Source organism: Bradyrhizobium sp. SZCCHNR1002 (assembly GCF_032381435.1).
Lineage (GTDB): Bacteria > Pseudomonadota > Alphaproteobacteria > Rhizobiales > Xanthobacteraceae > Bradyrhizobium > Bradyrhizobium aeschynomenes.
Genome location: NZ_JAUHIS010000001.1, coordinates 1,664,753 through 1,686,373, shown reverse-complemented (window position 1 = coordinate 1,686,373; position 21,621 = coordinate 1,664,753). Strand labels below are relative to the sequence as shown.

The following is a 21,621-nucleotide window of genomic DNA, read 5'->3' as shown; positions in this document are numbered from 1 at the left end:
CCGCCATGGCGTGCATTTCCAACCGCCGCTGTCGGGCGCACTGCACGTCGCGCGCACCAACGCCTTCTTCATGGGCGGCGGCAAGGCGCCGGTCAACGCCTACTACCGCAGCGCGGCCGAGCTCGGCGTCGCCATCCGCTACGACACGCCGGTGGCCAGCCTGGAATTGCAGGACGGCCGCTTCGTCGCGGCGATCACCGCAAGCGGCGAGCACATCACGGCCAAGTCGTGCGTGCTCGCCTGCGGCGGCTTCGAGTCCAATCTGGAATGGCAGCGCCAGGCCTGGGGCCAGAACGCGCGCGGCGAATGGCCGGCGGATAACTTCCTGATCCGTGGCACCCGCTTCAATCAGGGTGTGCTGCTGAAGTTCATGCTCGAGGCCGGTGCCGACGCGATCGGCGATCCGACCCAGGCGCATTGCGTCGCCATCGATGCCCGCGCGCCCTTGTATCACGGCGGCATCTGCACCCGCATCGCCGGCGTCAATGCCGCGGCCTCGGCCGGCTTCACCCATCCGGACTTCAAGGAGGAACTGGCCCATGCCGCCGCTCGCTGAGACTGAGGCGGCCTGCGCCACGACATCTGGTTTGACCTCGCTGCTGTCCCCCTCCGAGGAGGAGGTCGCGCGCGTCTTGCAGATCTGCAACGCCTGCCGCTACTGCGCGGTGTTCCCGGCGATGACGCGGCGGCTGGAGTTCTCGGCCGCCGACACGCACTACCTCGCCAATCTCTGCCACAACTGCGGCGCCTGCCTCTGCGCTTGCCAATATGCGCCGCCGCATGCTTTCGCGGTCAACGTTCCCAAGGCGATGGCCAAGGTGCGGATGACAACCTATCAGTCGTTATCGATTCTTGGCGATCGATCCGTCGCTCGATATCGATGCCCCATTCTTCGGCGTCCTTTCGGCGGAGAAACGTCTCGTTGACATATTTCCCCTTTCGTCGGACTTGGGCTCTCCAAGAGCCGGATTTCAGTCTGGTGATAGTTGCCACGCGTGTGCGCTCCGTGTGCACTGAGGCGTCGAAAAGCCGGAAAAAACGTCGCACTATGGCGTAGAATAGAGTGCACACGACGCGACCTAACGGATTGAATTTAATCGAAAAATGCAAATAAATCAATTACATAGATTTGCCGTGGCGCCTATGATGGATTGGACGGACCGGCATTGCCGCGTGTTCCATCGGCTGCTGTCGCGCCGTGCGCTGCTCTATACCGAGATGGTGACCACCGGCGCCGTCATCCACGGCGATCGCGCACGGCTGCTCGGCTTCGATGCGAGCGAGCATCCGGTGGCGCTGCAGCTCGGCGGTTCCGATCCGGCCGATCTCGCGACCTCGGCCGAGATCGGCGAGGAGTTCGGTTACGACGAAATCAATCTCAATGTCGGCTGCCCGTCGGATCGCGTGAAGGACGGCCGCTTCGGCGCGTGCCTGATGGCCGAGCCCGCCTTGGTCGCAGCCTGCGTTGCCGCGATGAAGCGCGTGGTGAGGATTCCGGTCACCGTGAAGTGCCGCATCGGCATCGATGATCAGGATCCCGAAGTCGCGCTCGATGCGCTGGCGGATGCGGTCGTCGATAGCGGCGCCGACGCGCTCATCGTGCATGCGCGCAAGGCGTGGCTGAACGGTCTGTCGCCGAAGGAGAACCGCGACGTCCCGCCGCTCGACTATGACCGGGTGTACCGGCTCAAGGCGCGGCTGCCGCACGTGCCCGTCATCATCAATGGCGGCATCACCAGCATCGCGGCGGCGCGAGGTCATCTCGCGCATGTCGATGGCGTGATGCTCGGGCGCGCCGCCTATCAGGAGCCGTGGCGGCTGCTCGATGTGGACCCCGTGCTGTTCAGCGAGGCCGCGCCACACCAGACGATGAAGGGCGCGCTGGCGGCGCTCGAACCGTACATCGAACGCCAGATCGGGCAGGGTGCGCGGCTGCATGCCATCACGCGGCACCTCGTCGGTGCCTATCACGCGGTGCCCGGCGCGCGCGCCTTCCGCCGCCATCTTGCCGAGCGCGGCGTCAAGCCCGATGCCGGCATCGAGGTGCTGCGCGAGGCGGTGGCGATGGTCGAGGAGCGTGCCCTGGCGGCCGCGCTCGCCTGACCCGGCCGTTGGCGGTCGGCAGCGGCGCTGGGGCAGGGTGTGGCCGTGGCGGAGAGCGTCGGCCGGGGCCTGCCGCTCCCGCAAGGCGACGACGCCCGCCGCGACGCGCGTCAGCTGCGATCGGGATAGCCGTGCAGCATCAACCGGTCGGAGTGCACCTCGATGCGTTCGAGCCGGTCGAGAAAGCTCATGCCGAGCAGGTTGGTCTTCATCTGGCCGTTGCGCACCACCAGCGCCGGCACCGAGCGCTCGACCAGCTTGCCGATCGCCAGCCGGTCCAGCGTCAGCCGCGCCGCCTTGGTGTGGCCGCCGGCCGTCTCGACGTCGACGTCGTAGTCGAGCAGCTCGAGCGGCAGGCCCGCGGCCTTTGCGGTCTCGTAGGTCAGCACCACGGAGGTGGCGCCGGTGTCGACCACCATCGGCGCCGTGACACCGTTGATCTTGGCGCGCAGCGCGAACTCGCCGCCTCGGGTGCGCTCGATCTCGACGGCGTTGGTCTTGGGCGTTGCCTTCGCCCTGAGCGCGCGGCTGCGCAGCACCTCTGACACGGTGTCGCTGGCGAGCGCGGCCTGCTCGGGGTCCTTGTAGACGATGACGGCGCCCGCGGTGAGCACCATGGTGACGAGAACGAGCACGACTTTGTTCATGCCGCGCCTCCGGTGCGGCCGGCCGCGTTCAGCCGCGCCGGGGCGCCATCGCGGGCAGGCCGGCGTCGTGCATGCGTGTGCGCAGCCCGTCCATCAAGGCGAGCCGCTCGTCGCGTGACATGCTGCCCCAGCGCGCGATCTCCGGCAGCGTGCGGCCGCAGCCGAAGCACAGCTTGGTCTTCGGGTCGATCATGCAGACGGCGATGCAGGGCGTGTCCTGGCTCATGAGGCCAGTCAAAAAGGTTCTGGTCCGGCTTTGCAAGTGCCATCATCTCACAGTCCCGTTCCGGCATTCATGATCGGCTTGCGCAGCAGTCGCCGCTTCTCCTGGGCGGGCGCTGTGGCAGGTTCAGGTTGCAGCGGCGGCGCCTCGTCGGACAGCGGCGCCAGCGCCGACATCACCCGCTCCGGCGGGAAGGTGACGATCACCTCGGTGCCGATGCGGACCTTCGATTTCAGCGTGAACGTGCCGCCATGCATCTCGATCAGGTTCTTGGCGATCGGCAAGCCGAGGCCCGCGCCCTGTTCCGCCGACTTGATCGAGTTCGAGCCCTGGCCGAATGAGGCGAGCACGATCGGAATCTCGTTCTCGGGGATGCCGGAGCCGGTGTCCCTGACGCTGAGATACTGGCCGCCGGACGCGGTCCAGCCCGCCTTCAGCCAGATCTCGCCGCCCTGCGGGGTGAACTTGATCGCGTTGGACAGCAGATTGAGCACGACCTGGCGGATCGCACGTTCATCCGCCCACAGCCGCGGCATGCTCTGCTCGAACACTTCGTGGATGGTGATGCCACGGCTCGAGGCGCGCAGCTTCAGGAGATGGTGACAGTCGGCGATGACATGCACCAGCGCGACGGCCTCCTCGTTCAGCTCGTAACGGCCGGCCTCGATCCGCGACAGGTCGAGGATCTCGTTGATCAGGTTGAGCAGGTGGACGCCGGAATTGTGGATGTCGGCGGAATATTCCTTGTAGACCGGCACGGCGTGGCTGCCGAAGATCTCGCTCTTCATCACCTCGGAGAAGCCGAGGATGGCGTTCAGGGGCGTGCGCAGTTCGTGGCTCATCTGCGCGAGGAAGCGCGACTTCGCCACGTTGGCGGCCTCGGCGCGGTAGCGCGCCTCGTCGGAGATCGCCTTGGCCTGTTCGAGCTCGCCGATCAGCGCGTCCTTCTCGGCGCGGGCCTCCAACGTCGCGAGCGTGGTCGAGTGCAGCTGATGCGCCAGCAGCACGAAATAGCCTTCGGCCGCGACGGCAAATCCGGCGAGCAGATAGTTGTCGAACGTGCCTGACAGCGCGAGGCTCAGCGTGATCGCTACGGTGACCGGCGCGGTGACGGCGACGGCCGCGACCGGCAGATTGGCGGCGAGCATGCTGGAGACGGCGATCACCAGCAGCATCAGGAACATCATCAGCGTGCCCGACACCTCGGCGAGCGCGGGGTGGATGAGGATCGCCATCCAGCACACGCCGTAGAGCAGGTCGAGCAGCACGAAGCGCGTGCGCCAGCGCCGCGTCGCCGCCATCGACGGCTGGTCGGCGAGGAAGTTCGTGCAATTGCGGACGATCGCGGCGTGAATGCAGAGCACGCCGAGCGTCCAGGCGCCGGCGGCAACCGCATGCAGCCAGACGCTGAGCATCAGGCCGGTCGCCACCACCAGCAGCATCACGATGTAGGAGGCGGAGATGCGGGTCTGGGCGTATTGGCGCAGCAGCTCGCGATCGAAGGCCGGCCGCGTTCCCGATGTCGACGTTAACCGGTCGCGCGCCTCGCGCACCCGCTGCTGCGCGGCCCGACGCTGGCTTGCCGGTCCGAGCGCCGGCGCATCGGCCGGAAGCTCGACGATCTCGGGCTTTTCCGCGGGTTTACTCATCAACAACACAAATCCTGCCCGGGGCCGCACGGGCTGCTTTCTGCATCGTCTATAACTGGCTCGAAATCCTTAAGACGGATTATAGACAACGAAAAATTTGCGTTAACCGCGCGTTAAAATTAACCAATGTGGCGGGATGCGCCGCCGAGCAGACGCAGCCGCCGCCATCCGATCACCATGCCCGTGATGCTGAAGGCCGCGCCGAGCCCGCACAGGCCGACGATGAGCAGCGTGCGCAGCGTCGCGTGAGCCAGCAAGGTCGGAAAGTCGAGCGTATGCAGCGCCTGATACAGCCAGCGATAGGCACGCCGCGACGGATCGAGCTTTTCGAGGACAGCGCCCGACGCGGAGTCGACATGATACCAGGTGTCGCCGCAGACCACGCGATGGACCGGGGCGCCCGGCACCTCTGACGTGAAGGGATGGTCGTCGCCCGGCTCGACCTCGGTCGAGCGCGCGCACCGGCCGTGCAGATCGGCGGTCACGGCGTTGACGTTTGCAGGCTGGAGGAATCGGCCGACCATGCGCCAGGTGGAGCCATCCAGCACGGACATCTGCTGCTGGCTCAGCGCGCGCCTGATACGCTGATGAAGCTGGCCGCCGAAGGCGAACCACTCGATCTCACGGACCTCGCCATGGACGGTTGCGAGCGTGGTGGCGCTCAGGGCCGTCCAGTCGGGTGCGCCAATGAGGATGGACTCCTCGGGCGGGGTGAGATGGCCGGTCGCAAACAGCCGGCCGTGGTCCATCGACAGCCAGCCGCTGACGATCCAGGTGAGCACGAACTGCATGCAGATGAGGCCGGCCCAATGATGCCACAAGTGCCAGCCGTGGTAACGCGAGGACAGCCGCGCCTTGCGCCGTCGCAGCCTGACGGGGCCGAGCAGGGCGCCCGTCACGGCCGCCATGACCGCCGCGAGCGACAGCCACCAGACTACGATGTTCCAGGCCGCCCAGTCCTTGCGCAGCAATGTCGGATAGATCCAGTGCACGACGCTGCCGACATAGTTCCAGGCACGCTCGAAGTGCGTGGTGTCGAGCACCACCTCGCCGGTCCGCGACGAGACATAGAGCTCGCTGCCCTGCGAATCGTTGAGCGCGATCCGGTACAGCGGGCGATGGGGATCGAAACGGTTCGGTACCGTCCATTGGTCGTAGTCGTCGCGTGCGGCGATGGTAGCGCCGCTGGCGTCAAGTCCGCGCCGTTGCGCGGTGGTGCGGGCAATCGACAGAGCGAGGCTGGGGTCCGTCACATCGGCCGCCGCCAGCGTGTCGGCATGGATGGCCGTGCTGCGACCGTGCGCGGAGATGACATAGACCGCCCCGTCGACGCGCTGCATGAGCCGGACGCGGATGGGACGCTCGATGCCACCAGCGGCGAGCGCCTCCGCGGGGCTGCGCAGGCCGGCGGAGAGGTCAAACGCCGCCAGTCCCGCGAAGCGTTCGCTCTCCGTCTGTGCCGGGAACGGCACGAAGTGCATCACGATGCCGGTGGCGAACCACAGCACGAACAGCGGGCCAAGGGGAATGCTGAGCCAGCGATGCGTGAGGATCAGCGCCCGGATCATGCCGCCTCAGAACTTGAACGAGGCTTCGACCTCGTAGGTGCGGGGCGCGCCTAAGAAGATCTGGTCGGGATAGAACGGATCGCTCCAGGCCGCATAGCGCTTGTCGGTGACGTTGCGGACGCGGAAGGCGAGGCGCGTGCTGGTCGCGGTCGCAAACAGCGGCACCTTCGGCAGATCGACAAACGCAAACAGGTCGGCGGTCGTGTAGGCCAGCAGCTTCACCGTATTGGCGTCCGTGCTCCAGCGGTCGCCGACGTGACGGACCGAGAAGCCGAGCTCGACCGGCCACCAGCCCGGATTGAGGAAGCGATAGGAGGCACCGCCATTGACGATGACGGCGGGAATGTTCGGCGGCGTGTTGCCGGAGAACGAGCCGCTGCCGTCGGCGAGATCGTAGTCGGCATAGCGCGCGCGGACATAGGCGACATTGCCCCAGAGCTTGCTCTCCGGCGTCGGCCGCACCGCGGCTGCGATCTCGATGCCCTGCGACTTCACCTTGCCGGCAAGATTGAGCTGCTGGCCGGCCTGGGCGCTGTAGACGTTGTTGCGTTCAATGTCGAAGGCCGAGAAGGTCCACTCGGCGCGGCCGTTCCAGGCGAGCTGCTTGACGCCGGTCTCGTAGCTGCGGGAGTCCGACAGCGTCAGGTTCTGCGTGGGAGTCAGGATGAAAATGCTGTCGGCCGAGATGTCGGTCGCGGTCGCATATTGGCTGTAGAAGGTGGTGCCCGGCAGCGCCTCCCAGGTATAGCCGATGCGGCCGGTGAGCGGCCGCCAGCTCTTTGAATAAGGAAAACCGGGCCGCTCAGCGCCGTTCCTGATCCAGTTGCGATCGAGCGTGAAAGGATTGTAGCGCAGGCCGCCGATCAGGGCGAAGCTGTCGGTGAGCTTCAGCCGATCCTCGACGTTGAGTGCAACACTGTCGATCGTCGCTGTCTGCAACTGTGTCGTCAAGTTGCCGAAGATGCCTCTATCGAATCCGACCAGCGGGACCGTGTCATGGAAGAAGTTCGCAGCACCCGGCCGCGAGAAGTCGGTATGCGAGCTCTCGACCGAGGTGACCAAGCGGTTGTCCAGGCCGAAGATGCTGCCATTCCAGGTCAAGTCGGTGATGTTGCCGACGATGTTATGGTTGTGATGGACGAAGAAGCGTTCCCGGTCGATGGGCCTGCCGTCCTTCGCATCGGCGTTGAACGCCGACACCTCGTTGTTGTACCAGTCGCGGCTGGCATTGTAGTTGTAGATCTGGCTCCTGAGCTTCACCGCGTTGTTCAGGTCCCATTCGAACCCGCTGCGGATCCAGGATTCCTTGATCGTCTTGTGGCCGTCGACGACGTTATAGTTGGTCGACAACGTGCGGCCGTCGATGGTGACTGCGCCAAGGTTGCTGCCATTGTAGGCGGAGATCTTGGTGCCGGAGACGATTCCGCTGGTCGCATTGGCCCCGCTGAAGCTCAAGGGCACCAGCGGCGTGCCCTCATAGGGCTTGGCCTTGTAGTCCTTGAATTCGGCGGCAACGAAGGTCTTGAAGCTGTCGGACAGGCGATAGTTCAATTGTCCGGACACGTGGACGTTCTTGAACTCGGTGTCGTCGATGAAGCCGACTTCTTTGGTCCGGCTGATGTCGAAGCGGTAGTCGAGCCCAGGGACGGTGGTGCTGCCGCCCGAGCCGAAGCCGCTCCGGAACGTGCCGCGCTGGTCGAAGCCGACGAAAGCCTCGTTCTGCACAGGGCCGGTGTGCGGGGTCTTGGTGACGAAATTGATGGTGCCGCCGACGGCGCCCTGGCCTGAACTCAGCGAGGAGGGACCCTTGAGAAACTCGACGCGGTCGAGATTGAAGGTCTCCATCGTCAGCGCCGTGAAGCCGGTCGGGCCGATGTTGATGCCGTTGTAGAGCACGTTGACCTGGTTGCCCTGGAAGCCGCGCATCGCAAAGCCGACATCGTTCGGCGCATCGCCGGCGCTGACGCCGGTCGCGCCTTTCACCGCGTCGATCGTCGTATGGTAGCCCTGTTCACGCAGCGTCTCGGCGCCGATCACTTCGAGCGCCGCGGGCACCTCGCGCGCCGTCAGGCCGAGGCGGCTGCCGATCGCAGGCGTCGCATTGCCGTTGAGGGGCGTCGCGGCCGAGCCGGCGGAGGAGGGAGTGGCCTGCGCCGCTGCCTGTGCCGGCGCAGCCGCGCGCCGCGCCGCAGGCCGCAGCATCCGCCTGGCGGCTTGCGCCGCCGATGACGCCCGGCCGGCCACCTGCCGCTGGCGCGGCGCATCGACCGTGACGTCCGGCAGCGGCGTATCCGCCGTCGTCCGCCTCCCGCTCGTGGCCTGCTGCGCATGGGCCGCCGGCATGGCGGACCAGCCTGCCAGCATCACTCCCGCCAGCGATATCGAAGCCCAGACGTTTCGCGTGCTCATTCCGAATTCCCCACCGCGGATGCCGGCTGCCCGGCGCTCCGCTTCCAAGCCAAAGTTCGTCGTAGCGGGGACGAGAGTTAGCGTAGGTGGGAGCAAATGTAATGTTATAACATTACATTTGCTTCCTTCTCCTCGTATGTGTCTCGATCGAGCGACATCTGCGAACGATTAGCGATTGCAATCGGTAACAGCGAGTCGCTTGGCGCGCAACGGGCGCTGCTCTGGGCGGGCACGTCGTGCTCCGGTCGCGCCGCGGACAGGGCGGGGAGGAGAAAGCGCCAGCGCGGACGAAGCCTGCCGCCGCGCGGAAGCGGCGGCAGGGGATCAGATGGGACGCGACCGCGTCACTTCTCCAGCCGCGCGAGCAGGCTGCACGTGTCCCAGCGCTTGCCGCCGAGCTTCTCGACCTCGGAGTAGAACTGATCGACCAGCGCGGTCACCGGCAGATGGGCGCCGTTGCGGCGCGCCTCGCTGATGCAGATCGACAGGTCCTTGCGCATCCATTCCACTGCAAAGCCAAAGTCATATTTGCCTTCGTTCATGGCCTTGTAGCGGTTCTCCATCTGCCAGGACTGGGCGGCGCCCTTGGAGATGGTGTCGATGACCGCCGGCACGTCGAGGCCCGACTTCTTCGCGAAATGGATGCCCTCGGCGAGGCCCTGCACGAGACCCGCGATGCAGATCTGGTTGACCATCTTGGTCAGCTGGCCGGAGCCGGCCGGTCCGAGCAGCTTGCACATCCGGGCATAGGCCGCGATCACCGGCTCGGCGCCCGCGAAGGCATCCTGGGTGCCGCCGCACATCACGGTCAGCACGCCATTCTCGGCGCCCGCCTGGCCGCCCGAGACGGGCGCGTCGATGAATTTGAAGCCGGACTTGGTGGCTGCGGCGTCGAGCTCACGTGCCACTTCAGCTGATGCCGTGGTGTGGTCGACGAAGGTCGCGCCCTTGGTCATGCCGGCGAAGGCGCCGTCGGGGCCGATCGTGACCGAGCGCAAATCGTTGTCGTTGCCGACGCAGCACATCACGAAGTCCTGGCCTTCGGCGGCCTGCTTCGGCGTCGCCGCGGTCTTGCCGCCGAACTTGTCGGCCCATTCCTTCGCCTTGGCTGCCGTGCGGTTGTAGACGGTGACCTCGTGACCACCCTTCTTCACGAGATGTCCCGCCATGGGGAACCCCATGACGCCGAGACCGATGAAAGCGACTTTAGCCATATGAGTGACCTTGCCCTTGGGGTTCTGCCGGCGGCCTTGGGATGGCCGGGCGGTTCTTGGAGAGGAAAACATCAGCAGCCGGCCGGGTTCCGGCGGCGCGCTGGACGCCGCACCATAACGGCTTGCGAGGCGGGGGCAACGGCTTCGTGACGGATGCGAAAAGGCGCCGGCGTGCTAAAGAGGCATGGTCAGGACGGCTTGCAAAGCCGTCATTCCACGGACGAAATCCAGACAAGCAACGAACCAACCAGGGAGTGTCTCGCATGGGCGTCAGCGTCGGCGTGCTCGATCATTTCAACATCCGGACCCGCAACCTGCAGGAGACCGTGCGCTTCTATGAGGACGTGCTCGGGCTCGAGAATGGCGACCGGCCGAACTTCGCGTTTCCCGGCGCGTGGATGTACAGCGAGGGCCGTCCCGTCGTGCATCTGGTCGACATCTCGCCGACCTCCGAGGCGCAGAAGCCGGACTCCGGCGTCGTCCACCACGTGGCCTTCGTCAGCCGTGGCTTTGCCGGCATGAAGGCGCGGCTCGCAGCCAAGGGGATGCCGTTCGATGCGCGGCAGGTGCCCGGCGGCGAGCTGTGGCAGATCTTCGTCCGCGACCCCAACGGCGTGATGATCGAGCTCAATTACGAGGCAGCGAAGGAGCAGGCCGAGGATGCGCCTGACGAGAACTCCGGCGACGTCGGAACCATGGTGGCGTTTTGAGCCGGGCTTCATTATGAAGCAGCGCAACAGAGGGCTGACGCGATCCTTTCGGCAACGACGGAAGATCGCGTCCGGCCAACATCATAGGGCGCGACGATGTGGCGCGTTCTGAGCCTATTCAGGAGACGCGCCGTGAGCGTGACGCAGCAGCAGGTCATCGAGGCACTCAAGCAGGTTCGCTCGCCGCGCGGCGTGGCGCTGCCCGAAGCCGGCGTGCTGTCGCCGATCACGGCAAACGACGGCAAGGTGTTCTTCTCGATCAATGTCGAGGCCAGCGAGGCGCGCGCCTGGGAGGATACCCGGGCAAAGGCCGAGGCCGCCGTGCGCGCCATTCCCGGCGTCACCATGGCGATGATCGCGCTGACCGCCGAGCGCAAGGCGGGTGCTGCGGCCCCGCCGCCGCGGCAGGGCGGCGTGCAGCCGGTCGCGGCGCATCGGCCGCATCAGCACCAGCATCCGGCCGATTCGCCGATGTCGAAGCAGGCGGCGATTCCCGGCATCGCTGCGGTCATCGCGGTCGCCTCCGGCAAGGGCGGCGTCGGCAAGTCGACCACCGCGATCAACCTCGCGCTGGGCCTGCGCGATCTCGGTCTCAAGGTCGGGCTGCTCGACGCCGACATTTACGGCCCATCGGTGCCGCGGCTCACCGGGCTGCAGGAGAAGCCGCAGCTGACGCCCGAAAAGAAGATGATCCCGCTGTCCCGCTTCGGCCTTGCGATCATGTCGATCGGCTTCCTGGTCGACGAGGACTCGGCGCTGGTGTGGCGCGGTCCGATGGTGATGTCGGCCATCAACCAGATGCTGCGCGACGTCGCCTGGGGGACGCTCGATGTCCTGGTGGTGGACATGCCGCCCGGCACCGGCGACGCCCAGCTCACGCTGGCGCAGAACGTGCCGCTGAAGGGTGCGGTGATCGTCTCGACGCCGCAGGATCTGTCGCTGATCGACGCCCGCCGGGGGCTTGCGATGTTCCGCAAGGTCAACGTGCCCGTGCTCGGCATCATCGAGAACATGAGCTATTTCCAGTGTCCGCAATGCGGGACGCGTTCGGACATCTTCGGCCATGGCGGTGCGCGCCACGAGGCCGAGCGTCTCGGCGTGCCGTTCCTCGGCGAGATCCCGCTGCACATGGACATCCGCTCGACCTCGGATGCCGGCAACCCGGTGGTGGAGAGCGAGCCGAACGGCCCGCATGCGGCGATCTACCGGACTATCGCGTCCTCGGTGCGGGATCAGCTCAAGGGCGCCATCGCTGCGGCTTGATGCACTGCAGCGAAGTGCGTGCGACCATTGGACTGTTTGTCATCCCAACGTCGCGTTTTCGCTTAACCGGTTCCGTGCTAAAGCCCGGCCCGGATCGCCTTCGACCGTACGCGGCCAATCGTGTCGGCGGATAAAGTTTGCAACGGGAAACGCCCCCAACAAGGAGATGCCTTAATATGAAGCGTCGTGATTTTCTGAAGGTTTCGGCCGCGGGTGCCGCGGCGACGGCTGCGGTGGCCTCGCCGGCGATCGCGCAGTCGATGCCGGAAATCAAGTGGCGGTTGACCTCGAGCTTCCCGAAGTCGCTCGACACGATCTATGGCGGCGCCGAGTACATGGCGAAGCAGGTCGCCGAGATGACCGACAACAAGTTCCAGATCCAGGTCTTCCAGGCCGGTGAGCTGGTTCCGGGTCTGCAGGCGCTCGACGCCACCTCCAAGAACACCGTCGAGATGTGCCATACGGTGTCGTACTATTACGTCGGCAAGGACCCGACCTTCGCGATCTTCGCTTCGGTCCCGTTCGGCCTCAATGCCCGGCAGCAGAACTCCTGGCTGTACCAGGGCGGCGGCAACGAGCTCGCCAACGAATTCTACAAGAAGGCCGCCAACGTCATCGGCTTCCCCTGCGGCAACACCGGCACCCAGATGGGTGGCTGGTTCCGCAAGGAGATCAAGACCGTCACCGACCTCTCGGGCCTGAAATTCCGCATCGGCGGCATCGCCGGTCAGGTGCTGCAGAAGCTCGGCGTCGTGCCGCAGCAGCTCGCGGGCGGCGACATCTATCCGTCGCTGGAGAAGGGCACCATCGACGCCGCCGAGTGGGTCGGTCCCTATGACGACGAGAAGCTCGGCTTCCAGAAGGTTGCCAAGTACTACTACTATCCGGGCTTCTGGGAGGGCGGTCCGACCGTCCACGCCTTCGCCAACCTCGACAAGTACAACGAGCTGCCGAAGCACTATCAGTCGATCCTCGCCAACGCGACGATCAACGCCAACACCTGGATGGCTGCGCGCTACGACCAGGTGAACCCGGCGGCGCTGAAGCGGCTGGTGGCCGGCGGCACGCAGCTGCGTCCGTTCACCAACGAGGTGCTCGAAGCCTGCCTCAAGGCGACCAATGAGCTGTGGGGCGAGATCTCGGCCAAGAATGCCGACTTCAAGAAGGTGATCGACGCGATGCAGGCCTACCGCTCGGATGAATATCTGTGGTGGCAGGTCGCCGAGTATACCTACGACAGCTTCATGATCCGCTCGCGCACCCGCGGCTGATCGCAAGCATCCAAGATCGGCGGATCGACATAAAGCCCGGCCTCGCAAGAGGCCGGGCTTTTGCATTGCGACAACGTTTCGCAATGGCACTCTGCCGCGCTTTGATCCACACTGGAACACAAGCCTCACAAGAAGGCTGCCCAGGAAACGCGCACACACCCAAGGGAGGAAGACTATGAAGCGGAGAGACTTCATCAAGGTCACGGGACTCGGCGTTGCTGGTGCGGCGGCCATTGCGGCGCCGGCCATCGCGCAATCGATGCCCGAGCTGAAATGGCGCATGCCGACGAGCTGGCCGAAATCGCTCGACACGCTGTATGGCGGCGCCGATATCATGGCCAAGGTGGTCGCCGAGGCCACCGACAACAAATTCCAGATCCAGCCGTTCGCAGCCGGTGAGATCGTGCCCGGCCTGCAGGTCCTCGACGCCGTGCAGAACGGCACCGTCGAGATCGGCCACACCGCGTCGTACTACTACTTCGGCAAGGACCCGACCTTCACCTTCGGCTCGTCGGTGCCGTTCGGGCCAAACATGCGCCTCAATCAGGCCTGGTACATGCTCGGCGGAGGACGTGAGATCCTCAACGAGTTCTACGCGAAGTACAATGTCGTCTCGCTGCTGGCCGGCAACACCGGCTGTCAGATGGGCGGCTGGTTCCGCAAGGAGCTGACAGGCGTCAACGATCTCAAGGGACTGAAATTCCGCGTCGGCGGTTTTGCCGGCCGCGTGCTGCAGAAGCTCGGTGCGGTGCCGCAGCAGATCGCCGGAGGCGACATCTATCCGGCGCTGGAGAAGGGCACGATCGATGCGGCCGAGTGGGTCGGACCCTACGACGACGAGAAGCTCGGCTTCGTCAAGGTCGCGCCCCACTACTACTATCCGGGCTGGTGGGAGGGCGGACCGATACTGCTCTCCTTCGTCAATCAGGATCGTTGGAATGCGCTGCCCAAGAACTATCAGAAGATCCTCGAGCACGCCGGCCACTATGCCAACAACTGGATGATGGCCAAGTACGACCAGAGCAATCCGGCGGCGCTGCGCCGGCTGCTCGCCGCCGGCGCCAAGCTGCACGCGTTCTCGCCGGAGATCATGCAGGCTTGCCTGAAGGCCGCCCGCGAGCTGCACAACGAGGTCGCGGCCACCAACCCCGACTTCAAGAAGACCTACGAATCGCTGTCGGCCTTCGCCGGCAACGGCTACTCCTGGTTCCAGGTCGCCGAGATCGGCTACGACGCCTTCATGGCGCGCAATCCGCTCGCCTGAGCTCGCGCCGCCTTTCGTCTCGCGCACACGCAAGACAAAACCCCGGCGCAATGCGCCGGGGTTTTTCGTTGTCTGAGCGATGGAGCGCCGCGGTCATCACTGCTTCGGCGGATCGGTGTCGAATTTCGGCGGACCGAAATCCAGCGGCGGCGCGTCGATCTGCGGGATGTCGATCTTGATCGAGTTTGGATCGACGGTGGAGACGGCGCCCTTGTAGTGCATCACCATCGAGGGGAACAGGATCACCAGCATCACCATGATCAGCTGGATCACCACGAACGGCACCGCGCCCCAATAGATCTGTCCCGTCGTGACCGGCTCCATCCGCTTCCCGGTGACGCGGTCGAGATAGGAATCCTTCGGCGCCACCGAGCGCAAATAGAACAGCGCGAAGCCGAACGGCGGATGCATGAACGAAGTCTGCATGTTGACGCCGAGGATGACGCCGAACCAGATCAGGTCGATGCCGAGCTTTTCGGCAGCGGGCCCGAGCAGCGGGATGATGATGAAGGCCAGCTCGAAGAAGTCGAGGAAGAAGGCCAGCACGAACACGAAGGCGTTGACGAAGATCAGGAAGCCGATCTGGCCGCCGGGCAGGGAGGTCAGCAGGTGCTCGACCCAGACGTGGCCATTGACGCCGTAGAAGGTCAGCGAGAACACGCGGGCGCCAACCAGGATGAAGACCACGAAAGCCGACAACTTCGCCGTGGATTCGACGGCTTGGCGAACCAGGTCGAAGCTGAGCCGGCGCTTGATCGCGCCGAGGATGATCGCGCCGGCCGCACCCATCGCGCCGCCTTCGGTCGGGGTCGCCAAGCCGATGAAGATCGTGCCCAGCACCAGGAAGATCAGGAACAGCGGCGGCACCATCACGAAGGTGGTCTGCTGTGCCATGCGCGACAGGAAGCGGTATCCGGTGGTGCGCTCCAGCAGCCAGTTCACCACCGCGACGGCGAAGGCGAACACGATGCCGGAGAACATGCTGAGCACAACGAAGTCGGCGCCATGATATTCGGAGCCGCGCATCACGTACCAGCCGAACACGCAGCTCGCCAGGAACAGCACGCCGAGCGATCGCAGCCCGCGGTCGCCGGAGTCCTCACGGAAGCCGATCGCCTCGGCCGGCAGGCCGGGCGCCGCCTTCGGGAAGATCATGCTGACGAGGAAGGCGTAGCCGGCATAGAGCGCCGACAGCACGAGGCCGGGGATGAAGGCGCCCTCGTACATGTCGCCGACGGACTTGCCGAGCTGGTCGGCCATCACGATCAGCACCAGCGACGGCGGAATGATCTGCGCCAGCGTGCCGGAGGCGGCGATGACGCCCGAGGCCAGGCGCCGGTCATAGCCGTAGCGCAGCATGATCGGCAGCGAGATCAGGCCCATCGAGATCACGGACGCCGCGACCACGCCGGTGGTGGCCGCAAGCAGCGCGCCGACGAAGATGACCGCATAGGCGAGGCCGCCGCGGATGGTGCCGAACAGCTGCCCGATCGTGTCGAGCAGATCCTCCGCCATACCCGACCGTTCGAGCACCAGGCCCATGAAGGTGAAGAACGGGATCGCCAGCAGCGTGTCGTTGTTCATCACGCCGTAGACACGTTCGGGTAGTGCCTGCAGGAAGTCCGGCCGAAATTCACCGAGCTCGATGCCGATGAGGGCATAGAACAGGCCGACGGCGCCGAGCGAGAACGCTGCCGGATAACCGAGCAGCAGCATGACGACGAGCGAGCCGAACATGATCGGCGCCATATTGGCGATCAGAAACGCTTCCATTGAAATAATCCCCCAGCCCGTCGCTTACTTCTTCTCGATCGCTTCGACGAGGTGCTCGACCTCGGCCTCGATCCCGTGAGGCTTCGAAGCGTGGGGATCGGGAATGAGCCCGCGCATGACCGCGATGCGCTTGATCAGCTCGGAGATGGCCTGCACGAGCAGGAAGACGAACCCGATCATGATCAGCGATTTCGCCGGCCATTGCGGCAGGCCGCCGGCATTGCTGGACTGCTCGTTGATTTCCACCGAGCGCAGGAAGAACGGCACGCTGGTGATGATCATGACGATGCAGAGCGGGATCAGGAAGAGGACGTGACCGACGACGTCGATGGTGTCGCGCAGCCATTTCGGCAGCATGGCGTTCACGATGTCGATGCGGATGTGCTCGTTGTCCAGCAGGGTCCAGGGCGAGCACAGCAGGAAGACCGCCGCGAACAGCACCCATTGCAGCTCCAGCCAGGAGTTCGACGAGGTGTCGAGCGTCTTGCGGATGATGGCGTTGACGGTCGAGATGATGACGGCCAGCAGGATCAGCCAGGCCAGTCGCTTGCCGGTCCAGGTCGTGAACGCATCGATCCCACGGCTCAATTTCAGCAACGCTTGCAACGCAATCCTCCCCCTTGTCCCAAGATTGTCTCACGGCCCGCGTCTGGCTGCGCGTACGCAGCGGCCTTTTGCGGCCCGGCAGGCTCCGAAAACCGGGGCACCATTTCAGCGCCCGTTGTTGCCGTCAATCGGAAAATGGGCAAAAAGGGGCGCTGCCGCAATGTGTTGCACCGGTGACGACGCCGCGCCACAGCTTGTCGCAGCCGGCCGGCGCGACACCGCGCTGGCCATCCCTGGCAGCTACATCCTCCAGCCGGATCTTCGGGCCGGCGAGAGCCGCATCAGCGGCCGCCGGTCCCTGCCGCGGCAAGCTTCGGCTTTACAGCACGACCACGCCGGAGTGCTTGGCCTTGTTTTCCGGCTCGACGTGAATGGTGATCCAGCTGTGCTCGTCGTCCTCGCGCAGCGCGGCTTCGATCCGGTCGCAGATCTCGTGGGCCCGGTTGACCGACATCTCGCCGGGGACCACGAGGTGAAACTCGATGAAGGTCAGCTTGCCGGCATGCCGGGTCCGGACATCATGCGCCTCCAGCGCGCCGTCGGCATGCTGGCTGATGATCTGCCGGATGCGCGCGAGCGTGGCATCGGAGACGGCTTCGTCCATCAGCCCGCCGGTCGATTCCTTCAGGACCTGCCATCCGGACCATAGGATGTTGACGGCGACGAGCAAGGCCAGCGCGGGGTCGAGAATGGGCAGCTTCAGCACAACCGCGAGGCCGAGCCCGATGACCACGCCGCCGGAGGAGACGACGTCGGTGAGGAGATGCCGGCCGTCTGCGACCAGCGCCGGCGAGCGCAGGCGCTTGCCGCGCGTGATCAGCAGCCAGCACCAGGCGGCATTGACGACGCTGGCGAAGCCGTTCACGGCGAGGCCCTCGACCGGCGCCGCGAACGGCTGCGGATCGCGGAAATTGCCATAGGCCTCGTGGATGATCAGCAGCGCCGCGACGACGATCATGACGCCTTCGATCACCGCGCTGAAATACTCGACCTTGTGGTGACCGAAAGGGTGGTTGGCGTCCGGAGGCTTGGCGGCGATGCGCACCGCGAGCAGCGCGACCGCGGCGGTGACGACGTTGACGATGCTCTCGACGGCGTCGGAGTAGAGCGCGACCGAGCCGGTCAGCCAATAGGCGAGAAATTTCAGGCCGAGCACGATCGCTCCGACCACGAGACTGCCGATGGCGAGCTTGAGCGATTGCGAAAGCATGATGTCCTGATCCGGCCGAGAGTTGCGAGGTACTCAAGGCGGCGATGGAACGCAACGTCTGTTGCTGCGACCGGATCGCAGGAGAGTTGATGCTTCGTCGCATGCTCGGCGAGGCACCGGGCCACGATACCGCCTCGACGGAACGATCCCGCGGAAACAGAAAGGACGTGCCCGTCGCGATGGGCACGACCTTTCGCATCGCCAGAGTTCAGGGATCGATGCCGACTACTTCTCCCTGATGATCGTGGTGGTGGTGCTGGTGCCGACGGTGCCCGAGTCCTCGCAGACCTTGGTCTGCCTGATGCGGTCCTCGGCCTCGACGCGGCTGGTGAACGCCATCGGCCCGATCTGCGTCACGATCTCCCGGTCGGCGGGACGGGTGGTGGTGATCGTGCAGCGGTGGCTCGGTCCCTGCACGACGTAGTATTCATCAGCAAGCGCCGGGGCCAGCGATCCGACGATCAGTGCGCCAGCGAGAAGAAGGGGAGCTTTCATTGTCGCCTCTCTGTCCAGTTGTTTGCCGAAGGGAAGCACCGAGGCGATGAACAGACGAGCTGGGCATCGCTCGATCCTCTCCGTGGCTGAGCAACTCGCCGGGCCGTCTGTGGTTCCGACCGGGCATGGCTGAGGACAATCGCCGCGCCGCAGCGTGCTGTGCGGTGAACGCTCGAGCGCGTCAGGGGACGATGACGCCGGCATCGCGCATATACGCACGGCAATATGAACTGCGCGGAGCTTCGTCACATCCTTTGCGGAGATGAATGGATGCAGCCCTCGACTCATCAGGAGCGGCGTGTACGCTCTGTTGTGCTTGTCTGAGGGAGAGACGGATGCCGGATTCCACCAGGATGCTTGGTCTGATCGCCGCCTGCCATGATGAGGAGAAGCTGCGCAGCTGGATTGCCAATGCTCGGAAGGCTGAGCAGAAGGACGTTGAAGATGCTGCCTTTCGTCGCTTGGTGGAAATCCTGCCCAACGAAGCTCCGGGCACCGTGCAACACGATTTCTGGAGAACGATCTATGCATTCGAACATATCCTCACTGCGGAGCGGGGCAGGACAACGCGGCTGGCGCGTACCAGGCAAAAAGTGTCCAGGGTTGGTGAGATCGCGACGCTGAGGGACTGGGCTCTCGCCGGCCAGAGCACGGATGGGTTCGACATGCTGCTCGAGCGCAAAATGCCGGAGCTCACGGGCGAGGCAATCGTCCTGCGGCATGCTGATCAGTTCGACGCGAGCGTCGTCTCTGCGGCTCAGAAGCGACTGGAGGCAGCCGGAGTGGACGTGTCTCGATTGCCGAGAACCGCCTCCTAGCTCCGCTCGCAGTCAGCAGGGAGATTGTTGAAGCGGCCGATGCGCAGCGCGCTGAAGGCATCGTTGCGGTTCATGCGCAGCCAGCGACAGGTGATCAGTATGTTGAGTCCGAAATAGCTGCTGCCGAGCACGACGCCGACCAGGGCCATTTCGAGATCGAGACAGCCGAGCCATGCCAGACGCGGTACCAGGGATGGCCGGCCGGGAAGAGATTCCCGTTGATCTGCCTGGGCGTCGCAATCGGTTGTCGCTTTGATAGCGCAGCCTGAGCAAAAAAGCTCGGCGACAATCTCCCGGCAGACCGGCATTGGGTGTATGTTTGCGACAACTCGCCCTGACGGCGACGTGTCGGTCGGGCTGCAAACCTCCGCTGCTCCTGCACGCGGGTCTTGGTCGGGGGCTGGCCGCCTTGCCGTCTGCGACGTCGTCATCGGGGAGATCGGCCGTGACAGCCACCACAGCTCTGCCGCGATCGTCGGTTCGCGTTGCGCTCGAACTGCCTTATCCGACGGCGGAAGTCGCCGAATATCTGTTCGAGCCTGATGTCGTCGCGTATTGGCTCGGTGACGGATGCGCTCTTCTTCCCGCCCGGGGCGCGATCGTCCTGCTGCCGGATGCGACCGTCCACCGGCGTTCGCAGTGGATCGGTTCTGGCGGGCCCGGAAGTGGACAAGTCACATCATTGACTTGGCCCTCCGCATCAGCGGGCGACGGTGATGCTGCGGGACTGACGGTCGAGCATCGCAGCTACGAGATCGTCGTCGCTTTGGACGATGCGCCTGCCAAAGCGCGCGTGGCCTTTCGGCTGTCTCCACGACCGAACGGCACGTCGCGGCTGCGCATCCAGCACAGTGGGATCGAAAGCGAAGCCGAGCGGCGCGCCAGCCTGAAGGCCTGGTCGGGCGCGTTGACGAGAATAGGACGCATCCTGGTTCAGGCCGAGCGGAGCCGCCGTCGCGATCGGCAAGCGGTGATCGTCGTTCACGGTATCGGCGAGCAGCGCCCCGGCCAGCTGCTGCGCGGGTTCGTCGCGAACATCTTCGACTCCGATGCCGGGGATTTTCACTTCGTGAAGCCCGACTATGTGTCCCCGTTGTTCGAAATGCGGGTCGCCACCGTGCCCCGCAGCGATGCAGCGCGACCGACCACCGACATCTACGAGCTGTACTGGGCGCATCTGATCCGCGACACCACCGTTGCGCAGGTCTACGGATGGATGCTGCGACTGATCTTGTCGCGCGACAACCGGATTCCACCGACGCTGGTCCGGCTCGTTTGGCTAATCCGCGTCGTGCTGGTCGCCGCGATCATCGCATTCGCGTGGCTGATGACGCTGGACGTGTCCGGCTGGCTCAAGGGCATTGCCGGCGGCGCGCTGGTTTCGCTGCCGGCCATCGCCTCCTTCGTGCTCAAAGCGCTGCGCGACGAGTTCGTCGTCGGCTATGCCGGCGACGCCGCGCGCTATCTCGAGCCCCGCGCGGAGAACATCGCGCGCCGGCAGGAAATCCGCGAGGCCGGCACCAAGCTGCTCGAAGCGTTGCACGACGGCGGACGCTATGCCCGCATCATCGTCTATGGTCATAGCCTCGGCAGCGTGATCGCCTACGACATCCTCAGCCATGCATGGGCCAGGCACGCCCGCAGCCGGGGGGCCGTGCCGAAGACCAGCAGCCGCGCGCTGCGGGCGCTGGAGAATCTGCTCAACCCACGCCCCGGTCGCGACAAGGCGGTCGATGTCGATCAGGTGCAGTCGATGCAGCATGCCGCGTGGCTGGAATATCGGCGCAACGGCTTTCTCTGGCGGGTCAGCGATTTCGTTACGGCGGGCTCGCCGCTCGCGCATGCCCGCTGGCTTCTGAACCTGGATGCAGCCACTGAATTCGCGGACCTCGTTCGCGAGCGATCCTTTCCCACCTGTCCTCCGCAAACGGAACAGATTCCCAGCCCGGCGGTCGGGATCTTGCGAAAGGTCTTCACCTTCACCCATGCCTATGAGGACGAGCGAAGTCCACGTCGGACGCGGTCAGTTCAGGTGCCGCACCATGGCGGGCTGTTCGCGCTGACGCGGTGGACGAACCTGTACTTTCCCTACACGGGGCTGATCGCCGGCGACCCCATCGCCGGCCCGCTTCGGCCATGCTTCGGCGAGTGGATCAGGGATGTGAAGCTCCGGGTGACGAAGGGCTTCGCGCATTGCCGCTATACCGACCGATCCCTTGAGCCCGACGCCGTGGCGGAACTGCGCACCGCGCTCCGCCTGCCGCTGCGGCGTCCCATGGCCGACTTTGCCCCGTCGGGGCGCGACCTCGCAGGGCAGAGTTGAGTGCTGCCGGCGCGCCGGTATTCCATGCCGTAGCACGGAACAGATAAGTCGCAACTCGCGGCTACGACCGGCAGC

The 21,621-nt window shown here is 65.2% G+C and carries 20 protein-coding genes; 9 read left to right on the top strand and 11 right to left on the bottom strand.

The window, feature by feature from the left end; translation table 11 throughout:
• Positions 1-10: 10 nt before the first annotated feature.
• From QX108_RS07500 to dusA, 3 genes are all read left to right on the top strand, one after another.
• On the top strand, positions 11-556 hold the full coding sequence (locus tag QX108_RS07500; RefSeq protein ID WP_315780096.1) for an FAD-binding protein: 546 nt from the start codon (positions 11-13) through the stop codon (positions 554-556).
• Positions 540-926, top strand: coding sequence for a hypothetical protein (locus QX108_RS07495; RefSeq protein WP_315780098.1), 387 nt, complete (start codon positions 540-542; stop codon positions 924-926). Before QX108_RS07500 ends, QX108_RS07495 begins: the two co-directional genes overlap by 17 nt.
• A 178-nt stretch (positions 927-1,104) precedes the next feature.
• Complete coding sequence (gene dusA / locus QX108_RS07490) at positions 1,105-2,103, top strand: tRNA dihydrouridine(20/20a) synthase DusA (RefSeq protein ID WP_315780099.1); 999 nt, start codon at positions 1,105-1,107, stop codon at positions 2,101-2,103.
• 110 nt (positions 2,104-2,213) lie between these two features.
• On the opposite strand, the gene QX108_RS07485 is transcribed toward dusA, so the two are convergent.
• The 6 genes from QX108_RS07485 to QX108_RS07460 form a co-directional block, all read right to left on the bottom strand.
• A complete protein-coding gene (locus tag QX108_RS07485) occupies positions 2,214-2,750 on the bottom strand; it encodes a TIGR02281 family clan AA aspartic protease (protein WP_172113402.1) in 537 nt (178 codons plus the stop codon).
• A 28-nt stretch (positions 2,751-2,778) separates the two neighbouring features.
• On the bottom strand, positions 2,779-2,976 hold the full coding sequence (locus QX108_RS07480; protein ID WP_315780101.1) for a DUF1289 domain-containing protein: 198 nt from the start codon (positions 2,974-2,976) through the stop codon (positions 2,779-2,781).
• A gap of 47 nt (positions 2,977-3,023) precedes the next feature.
• Positions 3,024-4,622 carry a HAMP domain-containing sensor histidine kinase gene (locus QX108_RS07475; RefSeq protein ID WP_315780104.1) on the bottom strand — a complete coding sequence of 533 codons (1,599 nt, stop codon included), beginning with the start codon at positions 4,620-4,622 and terminating at the stop codon, positions 3,024-3,026.
• Positions 4,623-4,741: 119 nt separating this feature from the next.
• Entirely contained in the window at positions 4,742-6,190 is a 1,449-nt protein-coding gene (locus QX108_RS07470) for a PepSY domain-containing protein (RefSeq protein WP_315780106.1), read from the bottom strand.
• Positions 6,191-6,196: 6 nt separating this feature from the next.
• On the bottom strand, positions 6,197-8,599 hold the full coding sequence (locus tag QX108_RS07465; RefSeq protein ID WP_315780108.1) for a TonB-dependent receptor: 2,403 nt from the start codon (positions 8,597-8,599) through the stop codon (positions 6,197-6,199).
• A gap of 344 nt (positions 8,600-8,943) precedes the next feature.
• On the bottom strand, positions 8,944-9,813 hold the full coding sequence (locus QX108_RS07460) for an NAD(P)-dependent oxidoreductase (RefSeq protein WP_172113407.1): 870 nt from the start codon (positions 9,811-9,813) through the stop codon (positions 8,944-8,946).
• A gap of 263 nt (positions 9,814-10,076) precedes the next feature.
• Between QX108_RS07460 and QX108_RS07455 the strand changes: the two genes are divergently transcribed.
• The 4 genes from QX108_RS07455 to QX108_RS07440 all read left to right on the top strand — a co-directional run bounded on the left by QX108_RS07455 (position 10,077) and on the right by QX108_RS07440 (position 14,321).
• Complete coding sequence (locus QX108_RS07455; protein WP_172113408.1) at positions 10,077-10,523, top strand: VOC family protein; 447 nt, start codon at positions 10,077-10,079, stop codon at positions 10,521-10,523.
• A 132-nt stretch (positions 10,524-10,655) separates the two neighbouring features.
• Positions 10,656-11,786 (top strand): Mrp/NBP35 family ATP-binding protein, encoded by a 1,131-nt coding sequence (locus tag QX108_RS07450; protein ID WP_315780111.1) that lies wholly within the window; start codon positions 10,656-10,658, stop codon positions 11,784-11,786.
• Between the two features lie 176 nt (positions 11,787-11,962).
• Positions 11,963-13,057, top strand: a complete 1,095-nt coding sequence (locus tag QX108_RS07445; protein WP_315780113.1) for a TRAP transporter substrate-binding protein — start codon at positions 11,963-11,965, stop codon at positions 13,055-13,057.
• Positions 13,058-13,232: 175 nt separating this feature from the next.
• Complete coding sequence (locus QX108_RS07440; protein ID WP_315780115.1) at positions 13,233-14,321, top strand: TRAP transporter substrate-binding protein; 1,089 nt, start codon at positions 13,233-13,235, stop codon at positions 14,319-14,321.
• Between the two features lie 96 nt (positions 14,322-14,417).
• Here the strand turns inward: QX108_RS07440 and QX108_RS07435 are convergent, their stop codons facing one another.
• The 4 genes from QX108_RS07435 to QX108_RS07420 form a co-directional block, all read right to left on the bottom strand.
• On the bottom strand, positions 14,418-16,094 hold the full coding sequence (locus QX108_RS07435; RefSeq protein ID WP_315720758.1) for a TRAP transporter large permease subunit: 1,677 nt from the start codon (positions 16,092-16,094) through the stop codon (positions 14,418-14,420).
• A gap of 24 nt (positions 16,095-16,118) precedes the next feature.
• Positions 16,119-16,700 carry a TRAP transporter small permease subunit gene (locus QX108_RS07430; protein WP_315720757.1) on the bottom strand — a complete coding sequence of 194 codons (582 nt, stop codon included), beginning with the start codon at positions 16,698-16,700 and terminating at the stop codon, positions 16,119-16,121.
• Between the two features lie 319 nt (positions 16,701-17,019).
• Complete coding sequence (locus QX108_RS07425) at positions 17,020-17,910, bottom strand: cation diffusion facilitator family transporter (RefSeq protein ID WP_315780117.1); 891 nt, start codon at positions 17,908-17,910, stop codon at positions 17,020-17,022.
• 225 nt (positions 17,911-18,135) lie between these two features.
• On the bottom strand, positions 18,136-18,405 hold the full coding sequence (locus QX108_RS07420; RefSeq protein WP_315780119.1) for a hypothetical protein: 270 nt from the start codon (positions 18,403-18,405) through the stop codon (positions 18,136-18,138).
• A 335-nt stretch (positions 18,406-18,740) separates the two neighbouring features.
• On the opposite strand from QX108_RS07420, the gene QX108_RS07415 reads away from it, so the two are divergent.
• Entirely contained in the window at positions 18,741-19,223 is a 483-nt protein-coding gene (locus QX108_RS07415; protein ID WP_315780121.1) for a hypothetical protein, read from the top strand.
• On the opposite strand, the gene QX108_RS07410 is transcribed toward QX108_RS07415, so the two are convergent.
• Positions 19,220-19,531, bottom strand: a complete 312-nt coding sequence (locus QX108_RS07410) for a hypothetical protein (RefSeq protein WP_315780123.1) — start codon at positions 19,529-19,531, stop codon at positions 19,220-19,222. The genes QX108_RS07415 and QX108_RS07410 overlap by 4 nt on opposite strands.
• A gap of 137 nt (positions 19,532-19,668) precedes the next feature.
• Here QX108_RS07410 and QX108_RS07405 point away from each other — a divergent pair, with 137 nt between their 5' ends.
• Positions 19,669-21,546: a hypothetical protein gene (locus QX108_RS07405; protein WP_315780125.1), complete on the top strand. Its 1,878-nt coding sequence runs from the start codon at positions 19,669-19,671 to the stop codon at positions 21,544-21,546.
• Positions 21,547-21,621 lie beyond the last annotated feature (75 nt).

Coding starts and splice junctions, on each gene's coding strand:
- QX108_RS07415 (WP_315780121.1), top strand. CDS start 18,741: ATGCCGGATTCCACCAGGATGCTTGGTCTGATCGCCGCCTGCCATGAT.
- QX108_RS07425 (WP_315780117.1), bottom strand. CDS start 17,910: ATGCTTTCGCAATCGCTCAAGCTCGCCATCGGCAGTCTCGTGGTCGGA.
- QX108_RS07475 (WP_315780104.1), bottom strand. CDS start 4,622: ATGAGTAAACCCGCGGAAAAGCCCGAGATCGTCGAGCTTCCGGCCGAT.
- QX108_RS07455 (WP_172113408.1), top strand. CDS start 10,077: ATGGGCGTCAGCGTCGGCGTGCTCGATCATTTCAACATCCGGACCCGC.
- QX108_RS07445 (WP_315780113.1), top strand. CDS start 11,963: ATGAAGCGTCGTGATTTTCTGAAGGTTTCGGCCGCGGGTGCCGCGGCG.
- QX108_RS07485 (WP_172113402.1), bottom strand. CDS start 2,750: ATGAACAAAGTCGTGCTCGTTCTCGTCACCATGGTGCTCACCGCGGGC.
- QX108_RS07440 (WP_315780115.1), top strand. CDS start 13,233: ATGAAGCGGAGAGACTTCATCAAGGTCACGGGACTCGGCGTTGCTGGT.
- QX108_RS07420 (WP_315780119.1), bottom strand. CDS start 18,405: ATGAAAGCTCCCCTTCTTCTCGCTGGCGCACTGATCGTCGGATCGCTG.
- QX108_RS07410 (WP_315780123.1), bottom strand. CDS start 19,531: ATGCCGGTCTGCCGGGAGATTGTCGCCGAGCTTTTTTGCTCAGGCTGC.
- dusA (WP_315780099.1), top strand. CDS start 1,105: ATGCAAATAAATCAATTACATAGATTTGCCGTGGCGCCTATGATGGAT.
- QX108_RS07465 (WP_315780108.1), bottom strand. CDS start 8,599: ATGAGCACGCGAAACGTCTGGGCTTCGATATCGCTGGCGGGAGTGATG.
- QX108_RS07460 (WP_172113407.1), bottom strand. CDS start 9,813: ATGGCTAAAGTCGCTTTCATCGGTCTCGGCGTCATGGGGTTCCCCATG.
- QX108_RS07435 (WP_315720758.1), bottom strand. CDS start 16,094: ATGGAAGCGTTTCTGATCGCCAATATGGCGCCGATCATGTTCGGCTCG.
- QX108_RS07480 (WP_315780101.1), bottom strand. CDS start 2,976: ATGAGCCAGGACACGCCCTGCATCGCCGTCTGCATGATCGACCCGAAG.
- QX108_RS07495 (WP_315780098.1), top strand. CDS start 540: ATGCCGCCGCTCGCTGAGACTGAGGCGGCCTGCGCCACGACATCTGGT.
- QX108_RS07470 (WP_315780106.1), bottom strand. CDS start 6,190: ATGATCCGGGCGCTGATCCTCACGCATCGCTGGCTCAGCATTCCCCTT.